This window comes from Pseudoalteromonas sp. Xi13, assembly GCF_003952205.1.
In the GTDB taxonomy this organism is placed as follows: Bacteria; Pseudomonadota; Gammaproteobacteria; order Enterobacterales; family Alteromonadaceae; genus Pseudoalteromonas; species Pseudoalteromonas atlantica.
On record NZ_CP034439.1, the window covers coordinates 1,756,143 to 1,782,182 of the forward strand.

A 26,040-nucleotide genomic window follows, 5' to 3' on the forward strand; every position below is an offset into this window, starting at 1 on the left:
CACTTAAGCATATACATGCCTTTTTGTGTGGCCACAAGGAATCCCCAATGCAAGCCGAACAAGTTGAAATTGCGCAGTTTTTAGCGCAGCACCCGCCATTTGATGACTTACCGAAAAACGCTTTAAACGAGCTTGCGCAACAAGTTGAGGTAGCTTACTACCGCTCGCAAACTGATATTTTAACGTTAGGCCAAGACATCGCTGATTTATTTATAATTCGCAGTGGCTCTGTGGAAATTTATCGTCGTAATAACGAGCTTTATAACCGCTTAGATGTGGGCGGTATTTTTGGCCAAATGGGCTTATTGATGAATCGTAAAGTGCGCTTTCCTGCAAAGGCGCTCGAAGACACCCTAGTGTACTGTATTAACTTTACGCTGTTTAACCGTTTTTGTGACGAGTTTGACGGCTTTGCTGATTATTTTGAAGCCGATGGCAATGTACGCCTTCGCCAAGCGTTAGTTGAGCAAGCCGACAGCAACGATTTAACAACCGCCAAAGTTAAGTCGCTCATTCACCGCGATGTGGTAACGCTAAGTACGCAAACCACCATACAAGATGTTGCTAAAGTAATGACAGAAGAAGCGGTATCTTCTGTGTTAGTTACCGATTTAGACAAACCAATAAGCGACGACCCAGAAGAAGACGATGGGCAAATTGTAGGCATTATTACCGACCGCGATATACGTACAAAAGTGGTAGCCGAAGGCCTAGGGCTTGATGTTACCGCAGATAAAATTATGTCGACTAATCTTGTACTGCTTGATTCAAATGCTTATGTATTTGAAGCCGTCCTTGCCATGCTGCGCGACAACTTGCACCACTTACCTGTGGTACAAAAGCGCCGACCTATTGGGGTTATTTCACTATCCGATATTTTAAGGTACGAGTCGCAAAGTAGTTTACTCTTGGTGCGCGGTATTTTAGCGCAGCAAACCATTGAAGATTTAGCACATTACGCGCGCCAGCTGCCCAATGTATTTGTACGTATGGTAAACGAAGATGCTAATTCACATATGATTGGTACGGCAATGGCGGTAATAGGGCGTACTTTTAAACAGCGCTTATTAGTACTGGCTGAAGAAAAATATGGCCCGCCGCCAGTACCTTACTGTTTTATAGCGTTAGGCTCTATGGCGCGAGATGAACAACTTATTGTAACAGATCAAGATAACGCGCTTATTTTGGATGACAATTACGATGATGAAAAACACAACGAGTACTTTCAAAATATTTCTGATTTTGTGTGTGATGGCTTAGCGCAATGTGGTTATACCTATTGTAGCGGCGAGATAATGGCCTCGTTCAAAAAATGGCGTAAAACACGCTCGCAATGGTTTGATCAATTCTCACAGTGGATAGCCTTACCTAAACCACAAGCACTGCTTAATAGCTCAATATTCTTTGATTTAGATGGGGTGTGGGGTAAAACAAAATGGGCTGACGAGCTTAAAATTTTTATTGCTAAGCAAAGTAAACAAAACCGGGTGTTTTTAGCAAATATGGCTGCCAATGCCCGAAACCGCACACCGCCACTTGGGTTTTTTAAAGGCTTTGTGCTTGAACATAACGGCCAGCATAAGCGCTCAATGAACTTAAAACGCAGAGGCACCGCGCCGCTTTCTGATGTGATAAGAGTGCATGCACTGGCGATAGGCTCTCGTAAGCAAAATTCGTTTGAACGCCTTGAAGATATTATTGAATCGCGCCTGTTACCTGAGGGTAAAGCACAGGATTTACGTGATGCGCTAGAATACATTGCCATGATGCGAATTCGTCATCAAGCATGGCAAATAGAGCAAGAAGAAGAGCCCGATAACGACATAGACCCGCATTTGCTTTCGCCGTTTGAGCAACGCAATTTAAAAGAAGCGTTTGCCATACTCGAAAAAGCACAAAGCTACTTAAAGTTTAGTTACTCAGCCAATGCGGGTGTTAAGTAGCGAATGGCTAAGCAATCATATTTTGACTGGCAGGCTCACTATAAATCACTGGCTAACAACGCTAAAAATGAGCATTTAAAAGCGTTTTATCAGCACGCTTATGGTGATACGCACACGCCCATTAAAGACATTTCGTTTGTGGCTCTTGATTTTGAGACAACCGGTCTAAATAGTGAGGTGGACGATATAGTCAGTATTGGCTTAGTCCCCTTTACAATGCAAAGAGTATATTGCACACATGCTAAGCATTGGGTAGTACAGCCTCGTAAAAGCTTAAGCGAGGAGTCGATTGTTATTCATGGTATTACGCATTCAGAAGTGGATGATGCTCCCGATTTAACCTCTCGACTAGGGCCGCTACTTAATGCACTTAGTGGTAAAGTGGTGGTGGTGCATTATGCAGCGATAGAGCGGCACTTTTTAAACAATGCATTACTTACGAGAATTAACGAAGGGATCCAGTTTGCATTAGTCGATACCATGGAAATTGAGCAACGAGCGTTGCGCGCCCGCCAAGGCTTAATAGGGCGTTTGTTTAATCAAAAGGTAGGCTCACTTAGACTCACAGATTGCCGCAGTCGATACTCTTTACCTGCCTATCATAATCACAATGCGCTAACTGATGCATTAGCCACAGCAGAGCTGTTAATGGCACAGCTGCAATACCATTACCGCGATGATACGCCATTGGCTGAATTACTAAGTTAAATCTATTTTTAAATTTTAGCGAGTGCAATACAGGTTTAAACTTATTAACCAAAGTTTAGCTTAGCTAATAAAAACGCCGCATATTATGCGGCGTTTTTTTGTTTACTGGCAAGCGACTAATTATTTAACAGCGCGAGGCTCAGTACGTAATCCTAATAATAGGCTTACACACATTAGTAGTAACACTAAAGTAAACGGAAGACCTGTTGAAACAGCCCCCGCTTGTAATGCTTGAATCGCCTCTGTACCGCCAATCCATAATAGAGCAGCAGCAATAGAGCCTTCAACCGTAGCCCAAAAGATGCGTTGTGGTACTGGCGCATCCACTTTACCGCCTGCTGTAATTGAGTCGATAACTAATGAACCCGAGTCAGAAGAGGTAATGAAAAACACTAATACTAAAACAACAGCAAGGAACGAAAGCACGCTCGACATAGGTAGTTCGTCTAGCATTTGGAACATCGCCATAGGTACATCGGTTAAACCGTTTACGCCTAAGCTACCTACACCTTGAACAACTTGGTCTATTGCAATGCCGCCGTAAATAGACATCCATAAAATAGTAACCGCAGTAGGAATTAATAATACAGCGATTAAAAACTCTCTAATTGTACGACCACGAGAAACACGCGCAATAAACATACCTACAAACGGTGACCACGAAATCCACCATGCCCAGTAAAATACAGTCCAACCGTGCATCCATGTTTCGTCTTCACGGCCATGTGGGTTGCTCAGTGGAATAATATTTTCAACATAACCCATAACCGTATTTGGTACGTTACCGATTGCCACAGCAAAGCCAACTAAACCAACAAACAGAAGTAAGGCAAATGCAATAAGCATGTTTATATTACTAAGGACCTTTACGCCGCCATCAATGCCGCGTACTACTGAGATAATAGCCAGTAAGGTAACGCCAATAATAACCAATAATTGTGCGCCTACGCCGCCATCAGTTCCAAATACATGATTAATACCTGCAGAAGCCTGCTGCGCGCCTAAACCTAACGAGGTTGCTAGGCCAAATAAAGTGGCAAGCACGGCAAGAATATCAATAATATGACCAGGCCAACCCCAAGCTCTGTCGCCTAATAGTGGATAAAAAATTGAACGGATTGATAAAGGAAGACCTTTATTATAAGTAAAAAACGCAAGTGAGAGCGCTACAACGGCATAAATAGCCCACGGGTGAAGACCCCAGTGAAACATGGTTGCACCCATTGCCACTTTTGCAGCCTCTGGGGTATTTGCGGTTACATTAAGTGGGGTTTCGTACCAGCCAGTAAAGTAAGCTACAGGCTCTGCAACACCCCAAAACATTAACCCAATACCCATACCAGCGGCAAATAACATGGCAAGCCATGACATACGCGAGTGCGTTGGTTTAGCACCTTCTCCGCCTAAGCGAATATTACCATAGGGCGATACAATTAATGCCAAACAAAATATAACAAAGAAGTTTGCTGCCCACATAAAAAACGCATCAAAGTTATTTATTATATCGAGCTTAATACCATCAAGCGTTGCTTTGGCTGTTTGCGCATCCGAAACGAGAATGGCGACTAAAAAGATGACAATCAAACCGGCACTAATACCAAAAACAGGATTATGTATATCAAATCCCCATTTTTGCACGTTATCTTGACCTACGGTGTAGTCCGTATTATCAATACTATACTTGTCATGATTTTCGCTCATGAATACCTCTTATGTTGTCCTAACAAGCCAGAGAGTTCCGGCATAACACTAAGTTAATTAGCCACAAAGTAAGTTGCATTATTTACAATAAAACTTATTTGAGGACTAACTAAATTAATCGCTGATCATACCCTTAATAGTGTATGAGTTAAATCGTAAATGTAAAACTATTTGGTTATATATGCCTGATTACTTAGCGCTAAAAGCTATTTATCACTAAAAAGATAAGCTATTGTTAATTCAGTGAGTGTTAAAAATTAGTTTGTTATTAAACTAAAATTAAAGCAGCGCCACCAAACTCGTTTAGTCGTTAATACATTAGTCTACGTTTTAAATGGGTAGAGGGTTTGATTTAATCATTATGTAACATGCATAAAGGTAAAATCTGGGGTAGGCTTTATTTAATCGCAAAGAGTGAAAAGGACTAACTTTAATATGCTAAACACGAAAACGAATGAAGCGCACAGTACTGAAAAAATACACGCTCAATTTCAGTCAATTCGCCAACATAGTCTCACACTTATAAAAAACCTCAGCGCAGAAGATTGCCAACTACAAGCAATGGATGATGCAAGCCCAATGAAATGGCACTTAGCTCACACCACGTGGTTTTTTGAAACATTTTTACTTTCTAAGTATCTGCCTAACTACACGCTCTTTGATGAACAATTTAAGGTGCTTTTTAACTCCTACTATAACGGCATAGGTGAGCAATTTAAGCGCGCTAATAGAGGATGTTTATCTCGCCCCAGTTTAGAGGTGGTGTTGCGCTACAGAGCCTATATTGATAATGCACTAAACGAGCTGCTTCAATTGGGCACTAACCAAACACTGTGTAATATTATAGAACTTGGGCTGAATCATGAGCAGCAACATCAAGAGCTCATGCTAATGGATATTAAATATAATTTTTCGGTTAATCCAAGCTTTCCTGCCTACAGCCAAAACCTAAATGACTTAATAAAGGTGAGTGATTCGTTAGGCACTTTAAAATATACCGAATTTAGCCAAAGCATAACCAATATAGGGGTTGATGCTAAAAACGGCTTTTCGTACGATAACGAACAACCTAAACATCAAGCCCTTATCCATGCGTTTAGTTTTGCTAACCGATTAGTGACTAATAGAGAGTACTTACAATTTATAGAGGCGGGCGGGTATAAAAACCCTTCATTTTGGTTAAGTGATGGCTGGGCTAATATAAACACCGAGCAACTTAGTCACCCTTTATACTGGCAGTATATTGACGGGCAGTGGTTTGAATTTACCCTCTACGGACTTCAGCCTTTAAATTTAGATGCGCCAGTGAGCCATGTAAGTTATTTTGAAGCGGCAGCTTACGCTAATTTTGTAAATGCGCGCCTACCTACTGAGTTTGAATGGGAGTATGTAGCGCAGCAGCAAGCACTTAAGCAACAGCACAACGATTTGCTTACGCCAAGTGTATGTAAAAACCCAGATGTTATCTCGCAGTTAAGCGATACATGCTGGCAGTGGACTAATAGCGCCTATTTACCTTACCCAGGCTTTAAACCCTTTAGCGGAGCCGCAGGTGAATACAATGGTAAATTTATGAATAACCAAATGGTTTTGCGTGGCGGGTGTGTGTTTACCCCAAAAGATCATTTAAGACAGACCTACCGTAACTTTTTTTATCCGCACCAAGCGTGGATGTGCAGCGGCATTAGACTAGCAAAGGACATACTATGAGCCAAGTAACAGCAATTAATCAGCAATCAATCACCGATCTAGACTTTTTAAATGATGTATTACATGGACTTGCTCAACAGCAAAAGTCGCTGCCGTGTAAGTATTTTTACGATGATAAAGGGGCGGCTTTATTCGAGCAAATAACCTCATTGCAAGAGTACTATGTTACCCGCACTGAACTTGCCATATTAGAAGATTACTCAAAAGCTATCGCTAATAGACTGCCTGAGAACCTATCAATTATTGAGCCAGGCTGTGGCTCGGGTAAAAAGGTCGCGTATTTACTCGCCCATATGAGCAATGTGAAAACCTTTGTTCCTTTTGAAATATCATCAGAGATGCTTAATTACTCGTTAGCGCATTTATCACCGTTATTTCCGGAGTTGGCCATTACGCCATTGCTAGGTGATTTTACCCATAGCCAAATGGTTAAGCAGTTAACAAAAGACACCGCCTTAGACAGCCAAACAAATTTAGTTTATTTTCCAGGCTCTACACTGGGTAACTTTGCGCCAGTAAAAGCCATTGAAATAATGAATAATTTCCACCGTTTATGCGGTGTTGATGGCTATGTATTAATAGGTATTGATTTAGTAAAAGAGCGACAAGTGTTACTTGATGCTTACGATGACAAAGCCGGCATTACCGCCGCTTTTAATAAAAACTTGCTCCAGCGTATAAATAACGAATTAAATGGCACGTTTATTTTAGATAATTTTAAACACGAATCGCGATTTAACGAAGTGCATAGCCGCATTGAAATGCATTTAGTGAGCAAATGTAATCAAAGCGTGGTCATTAACGATAAGCAAATAGACTTTGTAGCGGGAGAGAGCATTCACACTGAAAACTCGCACAAATATACGCTTGAGTCGTTTAAAAACCTTGCTGCTCAAGCTAATTTATCGCTTGAACAAACATGGCAAGACGAGAAAAGCTACTTTGCACTTTGCCTACTAAGGCCAATGTAATAGCTTAACTTACAACTACCTGATTGCTGCTAAACGTATAGTTTAGCAGCGCGCCCTTTGGTGACTGCTGCAAAAGGGTTACTTTATTTAAACCATGTAGTCTAAAAATAAGTGGCGCAATAACCGACACGGCAGAGCCTGTAGCCGTATCTTCATTTACCCCAAATTGCGGCGCAAAATACCTAAAATATGCGCTTGCGCTGTTTTTATTAACACTATGTATTTGCAGTGCAATTACCGCATTGTTATGCACATTTACTAAATGTGTAAAATTAATCTGTAAATGCTTTAAATCAGCCATGTTTTTAAACAGTACAACGGTATAGCCATTTTTATAAGCTGTTGAGTAAGTTGCTTTTATAGAGTGCGAAAACACATCACTAAGGCTGTTAACCTCATCACTCTTTTTAGAATTAATAGCCGCTAGCTGAAGTTGTACCCGGCCTGTAGCTCGCTTGATTTTAAACCGTTCTTTATCGTTTGAAATAAAGTGTGAAGGGCAAAAACCAAAGTGTGCTAATAAACATTTTGCAGCAGCAAGGGTGCCATGGCCGCAGCGCTTAATTTCTGATGTTTGGTTAAACCAGCGAATGTTACATACACGGTGAGAAATTTCACTTTCATTTAAAAAAACGCTAGCAGGGTGCTGCGAATTTGATGCAATTTTTTGCATTACACGCGTACTTAACCCTTGCGTATAAATAACAATTAACGCACTTGAACCGGCTAAGTTTTGCTGTGAACTAGAAAATACAGGAACTGAATAAAGGTACTTTATATATCGCAACCTAGGCTGTTGTAGCCTACGTTGCGATAAAAGGGCGCGTTTAGCCTTTGCTTGCATACGCGTCGTTGTGAACGCCAGCAGCACGGCCTGAAGGATCAGCATTATTTTGAAATGATGCATCCCATGCAAGTGCTTCAGGGGTTGAACACGCAACCGACTTACCATGCGGTACACATTTAGCTGATGCATCACCTGGGAAGTGTGATTCAAAAATAGAGCGATAGTAATACGCTTCTTTAGAATCTGGCGTGTTAATAGGGTATTTAAACTTAGCGTTAGCAAGCTCTTGGTCGCTTACTTGCTCGTTCACAAACTCTTTTAACGTGTCTATCCAGCTGTAGCCAACACCGTCTGAGAATTGCTCTTTTTGACGCCACAGTACTTCTTCAGGCAGGTAGCCATCGAAGCCTTCGCGTAAAATGTGCTTTTCAATTTTGCCATCTTTACACATTTTTGCTTCAGGGTTGATACGCATAGCCACATCAACAAACTCTTTATCAAGAAACGGTACGCGTGCTTCTACGCCCCATGCAGCCATTGACTTATTGGCACGTAAACAGTCAAACATATGCAGCTTTGACACTTTACGGTTTAGCTCTTCATGAAACTCTTGTGCGTTTGGTGCTTTATGGAAGTATAAATAGCCACCAAATAGTTCATCAGCGCCTTCGCCCGATAATACCATTTTAATACCCATAGCTTTAATTTGGCGCGCCATTAAATACATTGGCGTTGAAGCACGGATGGTGGTTACATCGTACGTTTCAATGTGGTAAATAACCTCACGAAGCGCATCAATACCTTCTTGAATGGTAAAGTGAATAGGGTGATGTACTGTGCCAATCATATCCGCTACTTTTTGCGCAGCGGCTAAATCAGGTGAACCCTCAAGCCCAACAGAAAAAGAATGCAGCTTAGGCCACCATGCGTCGCTTTCATCGTTATCTTCAATACGTTTAGCAGCAAAACGTTGCGTAATAGCCGAAATAACCGACGAGTCTAAACCGCCCGATAGCAATACGCCATACGGTACATCACACATTAGCTGGCGTTTTACAGCGCTTTCTAGCGCTTCTTTTACGTCTTTCGCTTGTGCGCTGTTATCTTTAACTGCATCAAAGGTTTCCCAATCGCGCTTATAATAAGGCGTTAGTTCACCATTTTTGCTGTATAGGTAATGCCCTGGTGGAAATTCTTCAATGTGCTTACAAATTGGTGAAAGCGCTTTAAGCTCTGAGGCTACATAAAAATTACCATGCTCATCGTGGCCAGTATAAAGCGGAATAATACCAATGTGATCGCGGCCAATTAAGTACGCATCGTTTTCTTCATCGTATAAACAAAATGCAAATATACCATTTAAGTCATCTAAAAACTCAGGCCCTTTTTGTTTGTATAACGCTAAAATAACTTCACAGTCTGATTGAGTCTGAAATTCAAAATCAACCTCTAACTCTGCTGCCAGCTCTTTGTGGTTATAAATTTCGCCGTTAACCGCTAAAATATTTGTTTTTTCAGGGTTATATAATGGTTGTGCGCCGCTTGATACACCAACAATGGCTAAGCGCTCGTGCACTAAAATTGCTTTTTCAGATGAATACACACCAGACCAATCTGGGCCACGGTGCCTTAGTAGTTTTGACATTTCAATTGCTTGAGTACGCAACTGAGTGGCGTTAGATTTAATATCTAATACACCAAAAATTGAACACATAGTAACTCCTCATTCCTATTATGTGTGCAGCAGGGCAACTTTGCTGTGCTGCGAAACCTTGTTTTATCAGAAATAATTACTCAAGTCACACTGCTTTTACAATTAATTAAGAATAATTTATGCACCAACTGAAAAGTGCGCGCACCAAAGTAGTGCGCTGCGCACAAGTGCGGTTATATTTACAACACCTTTGGTGTTTAAAGTGTCGTTAATAGGGCATTTAGCGCAGTGTTTGCAAAAAAGCACACTGCACAAATGCACCAAGTATGTGCGAAAATTAAAGCAGAGCTTAAATTGCCTTATTATAATTTTTTACGTTAGCGTGTTTTTATTTTATGTGCTTAATTAACCAATCTACGCCTACCTATTGCAAGTTAAGTAGAGCGCCGCTTGTACTTTTATTAGCTCCTTGTAATAGGTTTATAGCTCACCTTAGAGTTAACTATATTTAAGCGCCAAGCTTAGCTGATGTAAGTGACCTTTAAGCTTTTGTTTTGCTAAGCTAGCTTGCTCATGGGTTACTTGCTTAAATTCAATTGAGTCACCGGGCCTAAATTGCGCAAATTGATGTAAATCAGCCTCTATTACCGTGCCAAGTAATGGGTAGCCACCGGTTGTTTGTGCATCGTTAAGTAATACAATAGGCTCACCACTGGGCGGTAATTGAATAGAGCCTGGGCCTGTACCAAGAGAGGCAAGTGAGTGATTATGAGTTAGGGGACTTTCGTTTGTTAGCCTAAGGCCCATTCTGTTACTGTTATGGCTTACTTTAAACGCCGTTGAAAAAAACTGTTTAAGTAGCGAATCACCTAAAAGTTGTGCATGTGGACTTGCATGTACTCTAATCACCTTTAGTTTAGGTGGGGTAATAGCGCCGCGCTGTATAAAGCGCGTTATTGGCATGGGCGATGTTTTAATAGGAATCATGTCGCCCTCGCTAAGTGCTTTACCTGCTAAACCACCAAAGAGCGCGTTTAAATCGGTGGATTTTGAGCCCATGATATCTTTAACATCAATACCACCTTGTACGGCTACATAGGCACGCAAACCAGCGCGGCCTGTATCAAAGCTTAAAGTTTGTTTGGCTCTTACTTGGTAACTCCAGCCAGGGTACAAGGGCGTTTCATCAAGCGCAGCGTTTAAATCAGCACCTTGTAGGGCAATAATAGTATCGGTTTCAAACTGTAACTCGCACAGGCCTAACGTAACCTCAAGGACAGCTTCATTATCGTTGTTACCGACTAATTTATTGGCAATGATTTGTGCGTAAGGGTCTAAACAACCCGCTTGGCTTACACCTAAATGACGATAACCGCAGCGCCCGCCATCTTGAATTGTAAGTTGTACGCCGGGTTTAAGAACTTTTATCACTTTATGCTCCTTGCACTGTGTTTATTGAAACGAACGATAGCGTGTCGCCGGGTTTAAATAAGCAAGGATCTGAGTGTGTGCTATCAAAAAGGGGCGTGTTTGTGTGGCCGATGATATGCCAACCGCCAGGTGTTTCTGCGGGGTAAATGGCAGTTTGCTCTGCGCCTAAAGCAACGGCACCTTTAGGTACTTTAGTACGCGGGGTGTCTCTGCGTGGGATATACAAGCGTGAATCTAATCCATGTAGGTAAGCAAACCCGGGCTGAAACCCTAAAAATAAAACGTGGTAAGTGGCTTGGCTATGTATTTGAATAATTTGCTGGGGTGTTAAATTAGTTTGTTTGGCAACAAAATCTAAATCTTCTCCTTCATAAGTAGTGTGTATTTTATGGTGAGTGCCTTTAAATGTTGTTGCTTGTACTTTGTCCCATAAATCAGGCAAGGCGTTTTGCCATTTTTCTAAATTACTTGTCGATTTTAAATAAAGCGTTAAAGAGTTCATGCCTGGGACTAAATCGATAAATTCGTTACTTTGCTTTAGCTGCTTAGTGAGTGCCCAAATTTTTTTTTGAGTGTCTAACACATTGTTTTGTTTATGCTGTGTGGCATCTAATAGCAAACTGTTATTTGTTAAAGTAAATACCTGTAAAAATGCAGTCATAATTTAATCTTTTTATACAACGTGCAGCAAAGCTAACATAGTTTTGTCAATTTATTCAGTACCTAGCCATAAGAAAAATAAACGAAAAAGAAATGCAGACTCAAACTGTATTCAAATTTAGCACGTATTTATTTACTGAAATTAAAACAATGGATGTTGGGTCTTAATTAAAACACGCAGGTATTAAGAGGTATTTATGACATTTTCTCGCTCAGTTTATTTATTAGGCGCCGCTATTACATTTAGCGCCGGCTGCTTTGCTATATCAACCGAAAAAATAGAGCACAGTAACGTAGAGGCCACAATGCATATAAAAACCATTGTGTTAGGTTCTGGCTGTTTTTGGGGAGCCGAAAAGCGCTACGAAGCACTAGAAGGGGTTATTGATGCAGAGTCGGGGTATGCAGACGGGCACGGCTTTAAAGCAAGCTATAAAAATATCACCGACCAATCTCGCCGGTTTGACGAAAACAACTACGCTGAAGTAGTGCAAGTGATGTACAACAGCAATATCATTTCTTCTAAAGCGCTATTACAAAATTACTTTGAAAGCCACGATCCTACACAATTGAATCGCCAAGGTAATGATATTGGCACGCAGTATCGATCAATTATTCTTACTACCACTAAAGAGCAAGCGCAGCTTGCAGAGCTAGTTAAAGCCGAGTATCAACCGTTATTAAGTGAAGCCGGTTATGGGGCAATTAAAACAGTTATAAAACCCCTTGAGGGGTTTGTATCTGCTGAGGAGTACCATCAAAATTATTTACAAAAGAACCCAAATGGCTATTGCCCAGATCACGCCACGGGTGTGGTATTTAATAAAACTAAAAAAGCAGATGTAGACAATAACGTTTTACTCACGGGCAAGCAGATTGTGGTACTTGATTCGCGCGAATACTGCCCTTACTGTGAAAAATTTAAAAAAACAGTCGCTAACAATTACAAAGGTTCAATCCCACTGACATTTCGCCATGCTGATGAGCTTAATGGCCTAACTATAAAATCGGCAACTTGGGCAACCCCCACCATTTTGTTTTTAAAAAATGGAAAAGAGGTGTACGCGCGTCAAGGCTATGCAAGCCCCGCTGAATTTTACAAAGCGCTTGGCGCCTTTAAGCTAGGCGATAGTGATGCCTACGAAGTCGCATTTAATGAGCGCACCGACAGACCTTACTGTAAAGAGTATAAAGAATTTAAAAACACTCCCGATGGCGTATTTGTTGATAAATTAAGTGGTGAGCCATTATTTGATACTCGCGATAGATTTAATTCGGGCACGGGGTGGCTGTCGTTTAAACACCCAGTTAAAAATAGTGTTACTAAGCATAAAGATACCAGCTGGGGGATGACTCGAATTGAGCTTAAATCAAAAAGCACAGGTATACATTTAGGGCATTTATTTAAAGGTGAGGGGCCAAGAGGCACAGATAGATACTGTATTAATGCTACTGTGTTAGAGTTTATACCTCGTGACAAAAGCTAATTTATAAGAGCGATTAATTCGCTCTTTTATATTTAATAAATCTAAACTTTAATTAACAGTGATTATGATATATAAATTAATAATCCAAACGATATAAACGGCATTTTACTATCAAATTGATTAACACGTTAGCACTTGTATCAGGGCTTATAACTATAGGCCCTGTATTAGCACAGCCAACCGAAAAATATGTAATAGGGGTAGAGAATATAGAATACCTACCTTATTACGATGGCAGTGGCACTAATAAGCGTGATTATTTTGGTTTTAGTAAAGAGTTACTGGAACTATTTGCAAAACAACAAAATATTAAATTTGAATTTTACACTTTGCCTATTCCGCGCCTTTATAAAGAATTTATAGAGCATCACCATGTTGACTTTAAATACCCCGACAACCCTAATTGGCAAGTAAGTTATAAAAATCAGCATCAACAAGATATTAATTATTCTGTGCCTTCATTAGTTACACATACAGGGATAGCGAGCTTAAAGGACAATATTAAACTTGAAGATTGTAAATCACTTGCAAAAGTGCGTGGCTTTACATTGCAAGGGCTTGAAAAGTTAACCTCAATGCCAGGCTTGCAAGTACTCGAAAATGATAACGTTATTGAGATGATTTATTTGCTGCATAAAGAGCGAGTTGATTGTATATATATTTCACACGATGTACTTAAATACAATATAGAAGAATTTTTTGATACTCCCGTCCCTGTGTTTTTTCAACATCAGTTGCCTGTTGATCACCAAGCATTTATGTTATCGAGCATTAAACACCCACAGCTCGTTAAAAAGTTTAATGTATTTTTAAAAGACAATGAAAATGCCATTGAAGAGCTTAAACAAAAGCATAACTTTATAGTTGAATAATACTAAATTTAAGCGAATTGGTATAAAACGGTGGGGCAGGTAATCGTGTTTATAAAACAAAAACGGCCCATATAAGGTCACCACCTCACATGAACCGCTTTTCACACTGACAACATCTTACACACACAATATAAGATTTGGTTTGCTACACAGTAGCTAATTTAGTTATTGCTGCGTGTTGCTGGTGGAATAAAAAACAGTTCAAACCAAGTCACCACCTAACTTGAACTGCTTTTTCACACTGACAACATCTTACACACACAATATAAGATTTGGTTTGCTACATAGTAGCTAATTACGTTATTGCTGCGTGCTGCGGGTGGAATAAAAAACAGTTCAAACCAAGTCACCACCTGACTTGAACTGCTTTTTCACACTGACAACATCTTACACACACAATATAAGATTTGGTTTGCTACACAGTAGCTAATTACGTTATTGCTGCGTGCAGATGGTGGAATAAAAAACAGTTCAAACCAAGTCACTACCTGACTTGAACTGCCTTTTCACACTGACAACATCTTACACACACAATATAAGATTCTTTTCTTACCTTGTTAGAGCTATCACATCTAAAAAGGTTGCATTTATTTGGTGCAAAACAGTAAATAATGTCTAATTAGTAAATACGTTTAGCTGTTTGCTTGCGATGAGTTAACTTTAGAATAATCGTAAAAGTCAGACAAACGATAAAAATAAAACCAATAAGTGAAAAAAATTAAGCTATAGACTTTAGTCTAACCTGCAGTGTTATTTTATTGATTTTAAATGTTAAATTTTTATTGATTAGCTTGTAGGGCAAAAACGAATGATTAAATAAAAATATTTAATTAATAATAAATCACTAAACGGTGTTGTTAAGCTGCAAGAAAGTAAAAAAGAAGGAGCTTTACAGTTTACTGTGTGCAGCTTTAGCACTTGCTACGTGCTGCACACATTAAAATTGGCGTTATTAAACCAAAATGTAAATTGCATTCACTAAGGCAACACTAACCTTGAATGTTGCTAAATGTAGATACAACCCATTTAGCAAATAAATCTAGCGCGGGATTTGGCGAATTAGCTTCATGCTGTACTAAATAGTATTTATCTTTGGTGGTAAGGGGCTGTTGAAATAATTTATAAAGCCATTTTTCATCAAACCAGCTTTGGCTAATAGGCAGCGGTATAAGTGAAATGCCAATGCCCTGTTGCGCTGCACGAGCGACCCCAAACATACTATCAATTTGTATAATTTGCGTAGGCGAAAAGTCATCTATACCCGCTTTTTCAGCCCATTGGTGCCATGCCCACGGCCTTGCTTTGTGAAGGATTAATGGTACTTGGTTTAATGCTTGGCAGTGATCGTCTTTCCACTGTTTTAACAGTTTTTCGTTACACGCCGGTATATATTCAAGATTAAATAGCTCTGTAGTAAGGCCCTCAGTGGGTTTACTTGAGGATAAAACAATCGATAAATCACTGTGGCGGGTTAGCTCTTTACGGGTTTTGAGCGTATCCATTTGTAAATTTATATTAGGGTGCTCAGATGTCCACTCACTTAATTTAGGCATAAGCAGTTCACTGGCAAAAAATTCAGGCAGCGTAATGGTTATATTAGTATTTTGCTGCAATTGACTGAACTCGTTGATGGTGTTTTCAAGCGTATAGATAATAGGCGAAATGGCATCAAAAAAGTTTTTACCCGCAGCCGTTAAACTAATGGATCGGGTTTGGCGTTGAAAGAGTTCAATGCCCAGTTGTTCTTCAAGTTGTTTTATCTGATGGCTTACCGCAGAGGGCGTTAAGTACAGCTCTTTAGCTGCATGTTTAAAACTTAAGCTTTTTGCTGCAAAGCAAAAAGAGCGGAGGCCTCGAATAGGAGTTTGCATGTTTTCCAGAATTGTTTAATTAATTTAAGACGCCTTTAATAGGCAATAATCGAACCAATAATTTAATATAATAATATCAATAGTTTAATTTTAAATATAGCACTAGTTCACAAAAAAGGTGCAGACAATCCACAAATTAGTGCAAATAATCTAAGCGCTTACATTAAAAGCTATTTGTATTATAGATAATATTTACTACAACTGTATTAAAACTGAAAAAAAGTTTATGGCAGGCAAAAAAAATCCCTCTTGCGAGGGATTTTGGGTAACTCAGCGCCATTGGCACTGGGAATGAGGTCGGTACATGGTAAAGCGTTAAAAAACCATTTCTGGTACTTCACCGTCAACAAGTAATTTACCTGCTGTTTTACTAATGATTTCATCAACCGATACGCCCGGAGCGCGCTCGAGTAAATGAAATGCGCCGTCTTTAACTTCAAGTACGGCCAAATCTGTTACTATTTTTTTAACGCAATTAACGCCCGTTAGCGGTAATGTGCACGACTCTAATAATTTAGAATCACCATGCTTACTGGCATGGGTCATAGTAACAATAATATTCTTTGCCCCAGCGACTAAATCCATTGCGCCCCCCATGCCTTTTATCAGCTTTTTGGGGATCATCCAGGAGGCAATGTTGCCGCTTTGGTCTACTTCAAATGCACCCAGAACGGTTAAGTCTACATGACCACCCCGTATCATGGCAAAACTATCTGCACTATTAAATATGGCTGCACCTGTGGCAGCTGTCACGGTTTCTTTACCCGCGTTTATCATATCTGCGTCTAGCTCGGCTTTTGTTGGGTAGGGACCCATACCTAAAAGCCCATTTTCTGACTGTAACATAACTTCAATACCATCAGGTACATAGTTTGCGACGAGTGTCGGAATTCCTATGCCCAAATTAACGTAAAAGCCGTCTTGTAGTTCCTGTGCAACGCGCATTGCAACTTGTTCACGTGATAATGCCATAACCTATGCTCCTGCTTAATCTCGTGTTGTTACACGTTCAATGCGTTTTTCAAAGTCGCCTTTTATAACGCGATTTACAAAAATGCCGGGGGTATGAATTTGGCTTGGCTCAAGTTCACCGGGCTCTACTATTTCTTCTACTTCGGCAACGGTAATCTTACCTGCTGTTGCCGCCATTGGGTTAAAGTTCATGGCAGTGTGCCTAAATACTAAATTACCGTATCGGTCGGCTTTCCACGCTTTTACAATGGCAAACTCACCGGTGATCGACTCTTCTAATATATATGGGCGTCCGTCAAATTCTTTTACATCTTTACCCTCTGCAACGGGCGTACCGTAACCTGTAGCGGTATAAAATGCAGGAATACCTGCACCGCCTGCGCGCATTTTTTCAGCAAGCGTGCCCTGCGGAGTAAGCTCTACATCTATTTCACCGCTTAGTAATTGCTGCTCAAATAGGGCGTTTTCGCCCACGTAGGAGGCAATTACTTTTTTAATTTGTTTATCTTTAAGTAAAATTCCTAATCCAAAGTCATCTACACCACAGTTGTTAGAAACCACGGTTAGCTCTTTGGTGTTCATTGCCTTAATTTGTTTAATTAAGCCCTCAGGAATACCGCATAAGCCAAAGCCGCCAGCAATAACGGTATCGCCGTCTTTCAACCCTGCCATTGCAGCTTCGTAACTAGAAACCACTTTATCAAAACCGGCCATGAGACTCTCCTCATTGTGTTAACTGCCATTTGGCAAGTTAAGCTATTATTTTTGTGTGTTGCCTAATGCAATTGAAACTTTGCTTACAGGCGTTTTGCCAAGTGCTTGTGTAATTTTCCAACCAGCGCTACTTAACCTTTGTAAATCAATTCCATGTTTAATGCCAAGCCCATTGAGTAAGTAAACCACATCTTCGGTGGCAACATTTCCTGACGCGCCTTTGGCATAAGGGCAGCCGCCAAGGCCTGCAACAGCGGCATCAACCGTTGCTATACCTAAGCTTAACGCTGCGTAAATATTTGTGAGCGCTTGCCCGTAGGTATCATGAAAATGCACCGCCAGTTTTGATTTATCAATATGCTCAAGCAAAAGTGTTAAAAGCTGGGTAACTTTATTTGCAGTGCCAACACCTATGGTATCGCCAAGGCTTATTTCGTAGCAGCCTAAATCTAAAAGCTTTTGCGAAACGCTAAGTACTTTATGCGGGTCTATTTCACCCTCATAAGGGCAACCGAGTACACAACTTACATAACCGCGTACACGTATGTTATTGGCTTTTGCAAATGCCATAACGTCGCTAAAACGCTCAATACTCTCATCAATACTGCAATTTATATTTTTTTGACAGAACGATTCGCTTGCCGCGGTAAATATGGCAAATTCTTTTATGCCAACGGCATGGGCTACTTGGGCGCCTTTTAAGTTGGGTGTAAGCGCACTTAAATTTACATGGGGTAAATTAAGCGCTGTTATCACCTCGGCTGAATCGGCCATTTGTGGCACCCATTTAGGCGATACAAAAGCACCGGCTTCAATATTTTTTAAGCCTGCGTCACTGAGTGCATTTATTAATGAAATTTTATCAGCTGCAGTGACTGATTTTTCGTTTTGTAGGCCATCACGCGCGCCTACTTCAACAATTTTAACTTCAGTTGGAAAAGCTGCCATCACGATGCCTCCTGCGCCGTGGTGTCTTCTACAATCGCTAATAAAGCGCCGTGCGAAACTAACTCGCCTTCATCAAAGCAGTAGCTTTGTAAAATACCATCGTGCGGGGCGTTGAGCGTGTATTCCATTTTCATGGCTTCAATAATCACTACGGCATCGCCTTTGGTAATGGTGCTGCCTACATCAACTAAATGCTTAACCACAGTGCCATTAAGTGGCGCCGCAAGGGGCAGGGCGTCGCTTTCATGGCTGCTAATGTAATGTTTAGTGTTTAAAGCAAGCTTAATTTGCAGCGCAGCAAACATCACGCTAATACTATTATCAACGTGGCTAACATGGGCGGTAAACTTTTCCCCATTAATAAACACATTACATACGTTTTGGTTTACAGAGCCTGCTATATCGAACGACTTATCATTATGCGTTACAACATAACCCGTTTTAGTTTTAACGGCGCTTATAGCTAAGTCTGTAAATGGTACATCCACTTTTTGTGGTGCGTTAAGCGTAAAACCACTGAGTTGTTGCCACGGGCTTACGCTTTGCTGAGTTGCCTTTTTAGCACCAAGCGATTCAAGGTAGGCAAAGGCTGCAATTAGTTGTGCTTTTTCAAGCGCGGCGCTATCAACACTTACCAACGCATCGCCTTGATCGGCAATAAAGTGGGTGCTTGGCGCACCTTGAGCAAATGTAGGGTGGCTTGCTAAGTTGTGTAAAAAGCCAATGTTAGTGCTAAAACCCGCTAAGTGAAATTGCTCAAGTGCTTGGCGTAAACGCGATAATGCCTGCTCTCTGGTATCATCATGTACTATAAGCTTTGCAATCATAGGGTCGTAAAACGGGCTTATTTCATCGCCTTGTGCAATACCGGTATCAATACGTACAAACTCACTGTTAAGTGGTGTGCTTAATGCTTCTATTGTGCCCGAGCAGGGAATAAAGTCGTTACTTGGATCTTCTGCGTAAATACGCGCTTCAAAGCTGTGGCCTTGGAGTTGTATATCTGATTGCGTTAACGGCAGTGTTTGCCCAGCGGCAATATTAATTTGCCAATTAACTAAATCTACGCCGGTTACCATTTCGGTTACAGGGTGCTCTACTTGTAGTCGCGTGTTCATTTCCATAAAGAAAAACTCATCGCCACACAGTAAAAACTCAACCGTACCTGCACCTCTGTAGTTTATTGCAAGGGCACAGCGTACTGCGGCTTCACCCATTTCTTTACGTAGTTCGTCAGACAAACCCGGCGCTGGGGCTTCTTCAATTACTTTTTGATGACGGCGCTGCAGGGAACAATCCCGATCCCCTAAATAAACACAGTTACCGTGGTTATCAGCAAAAACTTGTACTTCAACATGGCGAGGCTGGTTAACATAGCGCTCAAGCAGTACTAAGTCGTTACCAAAGCCCGCAATTGCTTCGCGTTGTGCGCCTTCAAGCGCACTTATAAAGTCTTTGGCATGCTCAACGACGCGCATGCCTTTACCGCCACCACCAAAGGCCGCTTTAATGAGCACGGGGTAGCCAATTTTTTCAGCCTCAGATTGTAAAAAAGCAGGATCTTGGTTTTCACCGTAATAGCCTGGCACTAATGGTACATTTGCCGCGGCCATAATTTCTTTGGCGCAGGTTTTAGAGCCCATGGCTTCTATGCTGCTTGCAAGAGGGCCAATAAACGCAATGTTGTTAGCTTCACAGGCTTTAGCAAACTCACTGTTTTCAGATAAAAAACCGTACCCAGGGTGTATACAGTCGGCACCGCTTGTTTTTGCAACCTGTAAAATTTTATCTGTTACAAGGTATGAGTCTTTACTTGGTGCAGGGCCAATGTGGTAAGCCTCATCAGCCATTTTTACATGTTGGGCGTGTTTGTCGGCCTCAGAGTAAACTGCCACCGTTGTTAAGCCCATTAGCTTTGCACTTCGCATTATACGGCATGCAATTTCACCACGGTTGGCAATGAGTATCTTTTTTAATGTGTGTGTGTTCATAATTAGTCCTACAGTTGCCAAGCGGGAGGGCGTTTATCAAAAAAGGCGCTTAGTCCTTCTTGGCCTTCGTCCGATACCCGAATATTTGCAATACGTTCGGCCGTGAGTTCAATAAGATCATCATTAATAGGCTTATTTGCTACATCGTTAATTAATGATTTAGCGGCTTTTACAGCGACTGGGCCGTTATCGATTAATGTTTGCAGCATGTTATCAAGGGCGCAGTCTAAATTACCGGTCACCTGATGAACCAAACCAAGTTGTTTTGCTGTGTGAGCATCAAACACCTCGGCAGTTAAAAAGTAGCGGCGCGCAGCACGCTCACCAATGGCTTTAATTACATACGGGCTAATTACCGCAGGTATAAGCCCTAGCTTTACTTCGCTTAAACAAAACTGCGCATCGTCTTTACTTAGGGCAATATCGCAACATGCAATTAAGCCCAGAGCGCCACCAAATGCAGCGCCTTGTACAGCACATATAGTTGGGTGAGGAGAGGCGGCTAGTACCTGCATTAATTTAGCGAGCTGCATAGAATCGGCCAGATTATCGGCGTAGTTGTTATCAGCCATTGATTTCATCCAGGCTAAATCGGCACCGGCAGAAAAGTGCTTGCCTTCAGTTTTTAAAACCAAAGCGCGAATATCGAGCGTATTTGCATGCTCTATGCACTGAATTAGCTCGTGTATCACTTCACTATTAAATGCGTTACGTTTTTCAACTCGGCTTAAAACAAGTACAGCCACATTAGATTTTGTTATTTGTAGTGTTACTGACATTTTTACGCTCCGGTTACATTCTAAATACGCCAAACTTAGAGTCTTGCTGTGGTGCATTTTTAGCTGCACTTAAGGCAAGACCTAATACGTTACGGGTATCGGCAGGGTCAATAATGCCGTCGTCCCACAAGCGTGCGCTTGCGTAATACGGATGGCCTTGCTCTTCGTACTGATCAATAATTGGCTTTTTAAAATCGCTAACTTCTTGCTCGCTCATACTATGGCCTTTACGTGCTAAGCCATCTTGCTTAACTTGCGCCATTACACCGGCGGCTTGCTCGCCACCCATTACCGAAATACGGGCATTGGGCCACATCCACATCATGGTAGGTTCAAATGCGCGGCCACACATACCGTAGTTACCAGCGCCGTAAGAGCCACCAATTAGCACCGTAAATTTAGGTACATCGGCACACGAAACCGCCATTACCATTTTAGCGCCGTGCTTTGCTATACCTTCAGCTTCGTATTTTTTACCTACCATAAAGCCGGTAATATTTTGCAAAAACACTAAAGGAATATTGCGCTGTGCACATAGTTGAATAAAGTGCGCGCCTTTTTGCGCCGACTCACTAAATAAAATGCCGTTATTAGCCACTATGCCTACAGGGTTCCCGTAAATGCTGGCAAAGCCTGTGACCAGTGTTTCACCAAAGTAGCGTTTAAATTCATCAAACGATGAATCATCCACCGTACGGGCAATAACTTCACGCACATCAAACGGCTTTTTAAGGTCGGTGCCTACAATACCGTAAAGCTCGTTTATATCGTATCGTGGTGGTTTTACATCCTCTAGCTCTTGTTTAAGTAACGGCGCTGTAGGGCGCGTGTAATTAATACGCTCAATACATTGGCGCGCAATAGACAGCGCATGCTCGTCATTTTCAGCAAAGTGGTCAGCCACCCCCGATGTTTTACAATGCACATCGGCGCCGCCTAATTCTTCGGCGCTGACTATTTCACCAGTCGCTGCTTTTACAAGCGGTGGGCCGGCTAAAAATATAGTGCCTTGTTCTTTTACTATTATGCTTTCATCGGCCATAGCGGGTACGTATGCGCCACCGGCAGTACATAACCCCATTACCACAGCAATTTGAGGAATACCTTTACCCGACATACGGGCTTGGTTATAAAAAATACGCCCAAAATGTAATTTATCAGGGAATACATCGTCTTGCTCGGGCAGGTTGGCACCGCCCGAATCAACCAAATAAATACACGGTAAGTGACAGCGCTCGGCTATATCTTGCGCGCGTAAATGCTTTTTGACGGTAAGCGGAAAGTACGTACCGCCTTTTACCGTGGCATCATTTGCAATGATCATGCATTCAATGCCTTTAACACGGCCAATACCGGCAACTACACCTGCACAGGCAATTTCTTGCTCGTACACACCAAAGGCTGCAAATTGTGAAATTTCTAAAAACGGTGAGCCTTCATCTAATAAAGTGCTAATACGGTCCCGTACAAATAACTTACCTCGGCCTTCGTGGCGCTCTTTTAACGCAGCGCCACCGCCTAAGCTAATGGTGGCTACTTTACTGTGTAAATCATCAACCAAAGCTGCCATGTTTTTGTGATTTTGCACAAAAGTAGGATCGTGAGGATTAACGCTCGATTTTAATATCGTCATAATTTAATCCTTAACGGCTTTCGGTAAAGAGTTCGCGGCCAATAAGCATGCGGCGTATTTCTGATGTGCCAGCACCAATTTCGTATAGTTTGGCATCACGCAGTAAGCGCCCTGTGGCGTATTCGTTTATGTAGCCGTTACCCCCTAAAATTTGAATGGCATCAAGCGCCATTTTAGTGGCAAGCTCAGCGGCATATAAAATGGCGCCGGCGGCATCTTTACGGGTGGTTTCGCCGCGGTCACACGCTTTTGCAACGGTATAAACGTATGAGCGCGCTGCGTTCATTTGCGTATACATGTCGGCTACTTTGCCTTGAATTAACTGAAATTGGCCAATAGGGGTGTCGAATTGTTTCCGTTCATGAATGTATGGTACAACAATATCCATACAGGCTTGCATTATGCCAAGGGGGCCTGCAGCAAGTACTACACGTTCGTAATCTAGGCCGCTCATTAGTACCTTAACGCCTTCGTTTAGGTTACCTAAAATGTTTTCTTCGGGTACTTCGCAGTTTTCAAACACCAGTTCACACGTGTTTGAGCCACGCATACCAAGCTTGTCTAGCTTTTGTGCGGTAGAAAAACCAGGGAAGTCTTTTTCAACAATAAATGCGGTAATGCCTTTAGCGCCGGCTTCTAAATCTGTTTTTGCATAAATAACAAATGTGTGTGCATCGGGGCCGTTGGTGATCCACATTTTATTGCCATTTAAAATGTATTTATCGCCTTTTTTTTCAGCTTTAAGTTTCATTGATACCACGTCAGAGCCTGCGTTTGGCTCGCTCATGGCAAGGGCACCAATGTGTTCACCACTAATAAGTTTTGGTAGGTATTTTTCTTTTTGTGCTTGGTTACCGTTACGGTTAATTTGATTTACACACAAGTTTGAATGCGCACCATAGCTTAAGCCAATTGATGCACTCGCACGGCTAATTTCTTCCATGGCTATTACATGCTCTAAGTAACCTAAGCCTGCACCGCCAAAGTCTTCAGAAACGGTCATGCCTAGTACACCCATTTCGCCCATTTGCGGCCAAAGCTGATTAGGAAACGCGTTATCCATATCGGTTTGTTCAGCCAGTGGCGCAATTTCTTGGCTTGCATAGCTATTTACGTGGTCGCGGATCATATCGGCGGTTTCGCCAAGGCCAAAGTTCATCTCTTTATAAAGTGAAATAGTGCTCATGATTCATTCCTGTGTGTGTTGTCAGTGTGTTTTTATTATTAAAATAGTCTACTCGTCTATTTTATTGAGTGTGTCTCTGCAGCGGCGCTCCGCTGTCACTAATTCCATAAGCACAACTTTTATGTCGTCCATTTGCTGAGAAAGGTCGGCTTTTTTCTCTGCTATTAAATCGAGCATAGTCACCAGCTGTTTAGCGCTTGATTTATCAGCATCGTACAGTTCAAACAAACGGCCTGTTTCAGCCAACGTAAAGCCTAAGCGTTTGCCACGCAGTATTAGTTTTAAGCGAACTTTGTCGCGTTTTGAATAAATACGGGTTTGGCCATTGCGCTCAGGGCTTACTAAACCTTGGTCTTCGTAAAAACGAATAGAGCGGGTGGTAATATCAAACTCTTTAGCTAAATCGCTAATACTAAAGGTTTGATCGTTACTGCTTGGCGCTTTTGCAGAACTTGCAAAGTTTGTTTGGTTATCTGGTTTCATAGTTGTGTTTACCTCATTCGAATAACTCCAATATAAGTGAAGTTTACGTAAAGGTAAAGCTTGGTGTGGTATGAAACTATTTATAAAGGAGTGTTGATGTGAAATGTTAAATTATATTATTAATATTCAATAGTTTATTTTTATTAATTGTTCACTTCGCCGTTACTGGAAAATAATGCTTACACTTTTAAAACTAAAAATTAAACGCTTTTTAGTTGACGTTAGCGTAAACGTTAGTATTGTGTAAGGGTGTTAAACAATAAATGAATACTAAATTAATAGAGCAAATATTCTAACAACTATTTGCATATAAATACAACGGAGTTAATTATGACTTTAGAATCAGTGGTAATTGTAGCAGCAAAGCGTACGCCAATGGGCGGGTTTATGGGCGCATTGACCGATGCACAATCTACCGAGCTTGGCGCAACCGCCATTGCAAGTGCGCTTGCACAAACTGGTTTAGCAAATGATGCAATAGATGAAGTAATTATGGGCTGTGTATTGCCAGCGGGCCTTGGTCAAGCGCCAGCACGCCAAGCAATGTTAAAAGCAGGCCTTGCTCTGGGCACCAGTGCTACCACCATTAATAAAGTATGTGGCTCTGGTTTAAAAGCCGCTATGCTCGCAAACGACTTAATTAAAGCGGGCTCAATTAGCAGCGCAATTGCTGGTGGCATGGAAAGCATGAGTAATGCACCGTATTTTATACCTAAAGCACGTGGCGGTATGCGTATGGGCCACGGCGAAATTAAAGATCATATGATGAGCGATGGCCTAGAAGATGCTTACGATAACAAAGCAATGGGCTGTTTTGCACAAGATACTGCCGATGAGTACGGCATTGGCCGTGAGCAAATGGATGAGTTTGCACTTAGCTCGTTAAGTAAAGCCAATGCGGCAATCGAAAACGGCAGCTTTGAAAACGAAATTGCGCCGCACACCATAAAAACCCGCAAGGGCGATGTAACCGTATCGGTTGATGAGCAACCCGGTAATGCCCGCCCAGAAAAAATACCAAGCCTGCGTGCTGCCTTTAAAAAAGACGGCACCATCACTGCGGCTAATTCATCGTCAATTTCTGATGGTGGCGCAGCGCTTATATTAATGAGCGAATCAAAAGCTAAAGAGCAAGGCTTAACACCGCTTTGTAAAATTGTAGCGCACAGCACGCACTCTCAAAAACCAAGTGAATTTACAGTAGCACCTGTGGGCGCTATGAACAGTGTGCTTGAAAAAGCAGGCTGGACTACCGCTGATGTAGACCTGTGGGAAATTAACGAAGCCTTTGCCATGGTTACCATGCTTGCTATTAACGAATTAAAACTTGATGAAAGCAAAGTAAACGTAAACGGTGGGGCGTGTGCACTTGGCCACCCAATTGGTGCCAGCGGCGCGAGAATTTTAGTCACGCTTATTCACGCACTTAAAAACCGTGGCCTTAAAAAAGGAATTGCGTCTTTATGTATTGGTGGCGGCGAAGCTGTAGCCATGGCTGTAGAGGCTTACTAACAAAAAAGTTAATTAACTAACAGCAAC

Annotated in this window: 21 protein-coding genes; 7 read left to right on the top strand and 14 right to left on the bottom strand. The window is 41.6% G+C overall.

All coding sequences use genetic code 11. From position 1 onward, the window contains the following. The first annotated feature begins 47 nt into the window (after positions 1 to 47). Both EJ103_RS07910 and EJ103_RS07915 read left to right on the top strand, forming a co-directional pair. Positions 48 to 1,943 (top strand): DUF294 nucleotidyltransferase-like domain-containing protein, encoded by a 1,896-nt coding sequence (locus tag EJ103_RS07910; RefSeq protein WP_126006950.1) that lies wholly within the window; start codon positions 48 to 50, stop codon positions 1,941 to 1,943. Between the two features lie 3 nt (positions 1,944 to 1,946). Beyond that, positions 1,947 to 2,651, top strand: a complete 705-nt coding sequence (locus EJ103_RS07915; RefSeq protein ID WP_126006952.1) for a 3'-5' exonuclease — start codon at positions 1,947 to 1,949, stop codon at positions 2,649 to 2,651. Between the two features lie 120 nt (positions 2,652 to 2,771). Here the strand turns inward: EJ103_RS07915 and EJ103_RS07920 are convergent, their stop codons facing one another. Next, positions 2,772 to 4,352 (bottom strand): BCCT family transporter, encoded by a 1,581-nt coding sequence (locus tag EJ103_RS07920; RefSeq protein ID WP_004587884.1) that lies wholly within the window; start codon positions 4,350 to 4,352, stop codon positions 2,772 to 2,774. Positions 4,353 to 4,787: 435 nt separating this feature from the next. Here EJ103_RS07920 and egtB point away from each other — a divergent pair, with 435 nt between their 5' ends. After that, positions 4,788 to 6,062 (top strand): ergothioneine biosynthesis protein EgtB, encoded by a 1,275-nt coding sequence (egtB, locus tag EJ103_RS07925; RefSeq protein WP_126006954.1) that lies wholly within the window; start codon positions 4,788 to 4,790, stop codon positions 6,060 to 6,062. Continuing rightward, positions 6,059 to 7,033: an L-histidine N(alpha)-methyltransferase gene (gene egtD, locus EJ103_RS07930; RefSeq protein ID WP_096041797.1), complete on the top strand. Its 975-nt coding sequence runs from the start codon at positions 6,059 to 6,061 to the stop codon at positions 7,031 to 7,033. Before egtB ends, egtD begins: the two co-directional genes overlap by 4 nt. Positions 7,034 to 7,037: 4 nt before the next feature. On the opposite strand, the gene EJ103_RS07935 is transcribed toward egtD, so the two are convergent. From EJ103_RS07935 to pxpB, 4 genes are all read right to left on the bottom strand, one after another. Continuing rightward, positions 7,038 to 7,877: a PhzF family phenazine biosynthesis protein gene (locus EJ103_RS07935; RefSeq protein ID WP_126006956.1), complete on the bottom strand. Its 840-nt coding sequence runs from the start codon at positions 7,875 to 7,877 to the stop codon at positions 7,038 to 7,040. After that, positions 7,861 to 9,534: an asparagine synthase B gene (gene asnB / locus EJ103_RS07940; protein ID WP_126006958.1), complete on the bottom strand. Its 1,674-nt coding sequence runs from the start codon at positions 9,532 to 9,534 to the stop codon at positions 7,861 to 7,863. Before asnB ends, EJ103_RS07935 begins: the two co-directional genes overlap by 17 nt. A gap of 438 nt (positions 9,535 to 9,972) precedes the next feature. After that, on the bottom strand, positions 9,973 to 10,905 hold the full coding sequence (locus EJ103_RS07945) for a biotin-dependent carboxyltransferase family protein (protein WP_126006960.1): 933 nt from the start codon (positions 10,903 to 10,905) through the stop codon (positions 9,973 to 9,975). Position 10,906: 1 nt separating this feature from the next. Then, entirely contained in the window at positions 10,907 to 11,566 is a 660-nt protein-coding gene (pxpB, locus tag EJ103_RS07950; RefSeq protein ID WP_126006962.1) for a 5-oxoprolinase subunit PxpB, read from the bottom strand. 196 nt (positions 11,567 to 11,762) lie between these two features. Here pxpB and msrA point away from each other — a divergent pair, with 196 nt between their 5' ends. Next, a complete protein-coding gene (gene msrA, locus EJ103_RS07955; protein WP_126006964.1) occupies positions 11,763 to 13,052 on the top strand; it encodes a peptide-methionine (S)-S-oxide reductase MsrA in 1,290 nt (429 codons plus the stop codon). Between the two features lie 116 nt (positions 13,053 to 13,168). Beyond that, positions 13,169 to 13,924, top strand: coding sequence for a transporter substrate-binding domain-containing protein (locus tag EJ103_RS07960; RefSeq protein WP_126006966.1), 756 nt, complete (start codon positions 13,169 to 13,171; stop codon positions 13,922 to 13,924). Between the two features lie 989 nt (positions 13,925 to 14,913). Here EJ103_RS07960 and EJ103_RS07965 read toward each other — a convergent pair. The 9 genes from EJ103_RS07965 to EJ103_RS08005 form a co-directional block, all read right to left on the bottom strand. Continuing rightward, entirely contained in the window at positions 14,914 to 15,795 is an 882-nt protein-coding gene (locus EJ103_RS07965; RefSeq protein WP_004587893.1) for a LysR family transcriptional regulator, read from the bottom strand. 315 nt (positions 15,796 to 16,110) lie between these two features. Beyond that, on the bottom strand, positions 16,111 to 16,767 hold the full coding sequence (locus EJ103_RS07970; RefSeq protein ID WP_004587894.1) for a 3-oxoacid CoA-transferase subunit B: 657 nt from the start codon (positions 16,765 to 16,767) through the stop codon (positions 16,111 to 16,113). Between the two features lie 15 nt (positions 16,768 to 16,782). Further along, entirely contained in the window at positions 16,783 to 17,481 is a 699-nt protein-coding gene (locus EJ103_RS07975) for a CoA transferase subunit A (protein ID WP_004587895.1), read from the bottom strand. Positions 17,482 to 17,526: 45 nt separating this feature from the next. Then, complete coding sequence (locus EJ103_RS07980) at positions 17,527 to 18,429, bottom strand: hydroxymethylglutaryl-CoA lyase (protein ID WP_126006968.1); 903 nt, start codon at positions 18,427 to 18,429, stop codon at positions 17,527 to 17,529. Further along, the gene (locus EJ103_RS07985; protein ID WP_126006970.1) at positions 18,429 to 20,420 is read right to left on the bottom strand and encodes an acetyl/propionyl/methylcrotonyl-CoA carboxylase subunit alpha; all 1,992 of its coding nucleotides are present in this window, start codon (positions 20,418 to 20,420) and stop codon (positions 18,429 to 18,431) included. The genes EJ103_RS07980 and EJ103_RS07985 overlap by 1 nt, the downstream gene beginning before the upstream one ends. 8 nt (positions 20,421 to 20,428) lie before the next feature. Next, positions 20,429 to 21,199: an enoyl-CoA hydratase/isomerase family protein gene (locus EJ103_RS07990; protein ID WP_004587898.1), complete on the bottom strand. Its 771-nt coding sequence runs from the start codon at positions 21,197 to 21,199 to the stop codon at positions 20,429 to 20,431. Positions 21,200 to 21,212: 13 nt separating this feature from the next. After that, positions 21,213 to 22,832 (bottom strand): carboxyl transferase domain-containing protein, encoded by a 1,620-nt coding sequence (locus tag EJ103_RS07995; protein ID WP_126006972.1) that lies wholly within the window; start codon positions 22,830 to 22,832, stop codon positions 21,213 to 21,215. 10 nt (positions 22,833 to 22,842) lie between these two features. Further along, complete coding sequence (locus tag EJ103_RS08000) at positions 22,843 to 24,018, bottom strand: isovaleryl-CoA dehydrogenase (RefSeq protein ID WP_126006974.1); 1,176 nt, start codon at positions 24,016 to 24,018, stop codon at positions 22,843 to 22,845. A gap of 48 nt (positions 24,019 to 24,066) precedes the next feature. Then, positions 24,067 to 24,501 (bottom strand): MerR family DNA-binding transcriptional regulator, encoded by a 435-nt coding sequence (locus EJ103_RS08005; RefSeq protein WP_004587901.1) that lies wholly within the window; start codon positions 24,499 to 24,501, stop codon positions 24,067 to 24,069. Between the two features lie 330 nt (positions 24,502 to 24,831). On the opposite strand from EJ103_RS08005, the gene EJ103_RS08010 reads away from it, so the two are divergent. Beyond that, entirely contained in the window at positions 24,832 to 26,013 is a 1,182-nt protein-coding gene (locus EJ103_RS08010; RefSeq protein ID WP_126006976.1) for an acetyl-CoA C-acyltransferase, read from the top strand. Positions 26,014 to 26,040: the final 27 nt, after the last annotated feature.

What these genes read in the sequence shown, in the direction of transcription:
- asnB (WP_126006958.1), bottom strand. Translation starts at nt 9,534, where the DNA reads ATGTGTTCAATTTTTGGTGTATTAGATATTAAATCTAACGCCACTCAG.
- EJ103_RS07910 (WP_126006950.1), top strand. Translation starts at nt 48, where the DNA reads ATGCAAGCCGAACAAGTTGAAATTGCGCAGTTTTTAGCGCAGCACCCG.
- EJ103_RS08005 (WP_004587901.1), bottom strand. Translation starts at nt 24,501, where the DNA reads ATGAAACCAGATAACCAAACAAACTTTGCAAGTTCTGCAAAAGCGCCA.
- EJ103_RS07990 (WP_004587898.1), bottom strand. Translation starts at nt 21,199, where the DNA reads ATGTCAGTAACACTACAAATAACAAAATCTAATGTGGCTGTACTTGTT.
- EJ103_RS07975 (WP_004587895.1), bottom strand. Translation starts at nt 17,481, where the DNA reads ATGGCCGGTTTTGATAAAGTGGTTTCTAGTTACGAAGCTGCAATGGCA.
- EJ103_RS07935 (WP_126006956.1), bottom strand. Translation starts at nt 7,877, where the DNA reads ATGCAAGCAAAGGCTAAACGCGCCCTTTTATCGCAACGTAGGCTACAA.
- egtB (WP_126006954.1), top strand. Translation starts at nt 4,788, where the DNA reads ATGCTAAACACGAAAACGAATGAAGCGCACAGTACTGAAAAAATACAC.
- EJ103_RS07915 (WP_126006952.1), top strand. Translation starts at nt 1,947, where the DNA reads ATGGCTAAGCAATCATATTTTGACTGGCAGGCTCACTATAAATCACTG.
- pxpB (WP_126006962.1), bottom strand. Translation starts at nt 11,566, where the DNA reads ATGACTGCATTTTTACAGGTATTTACTTTAACAAATAACAGTTTGCTA.
- EJ103_RS08000 (WP_126006974.1), bottom strand. Translation starts at nt 24,018, where the DNA reads ATGAGCACTATTTCACTTTATAAAGAGATGAACTTTGGCCTTGGCGAA.
- msrA (WP_126006964.1), top strand. Translation starts at nt 11,763, where the DNA reads ATGACATTTTCTCGCTCAGTTTATTTATTAGGCGCCGCTATTACATTT.
- EJ103_RS07985 (WP_126006970.1), bottom strand. Translation starts at nt 20,420, where the DNA reads ATGAACACACACACATTAAAAAAGATACTCATTGCCAACCGTGGTGAA.
- EJ103_RS08010 (WP_126006976.1), top strand. Translation starts at nt 24,832, where the DNA reads ATGACTTTAGAATCAGTGGTAATTGTAGCAGCAAAGCGTACGCCAATG.
- EJ103_RS07995 (WP_126006972.1), bottom strand. Translation starts at nt 22,832, where the DNA reads ATGACGATATTAAAATCGAGCGTTAATCCTCACGATCCTACTTTTGTG.
- EJ103_RS07980 (WP_126006968.1), bottom strand. Translation starts at nt 18,429, where the DNA reads ATGGCAGCTTTTCCAACTGAAGTTAAAATTGTTGAAGTAGGCGCGCGT.
- egtD (WP_096041797.1), top strand. Translation starts at nt 6,059, where the DNA reads ATGAGCCAAGTAACAGCAATTAATCAGCAATCAATCACCGATCTAGAC.
- EJ103_RS07920 (WP_004587884.1), bottom strand. Translation starts at nt 4,352, where the DNA reads ATGAGCGAAAATCATGACAAGTATAGTATTGATAATACGGACTACACC.
- EJ103_RS07965 (WP_004587893.1), bottom strand. Translation starts at nt 15,795, where the DNA reads ATGCAAACTCCTATTCGAGGCCTCCGCTCTTTTTGCTTTGCAGCAAAA.
- EJ103_RS07970 (WP_004587894.1), bottom strand. Translation starts at nt 16,767, where the DNA reads ATGGCATTATCACGTGAACAAGTTGCAATGCGCGTTGCACAGGAACTA.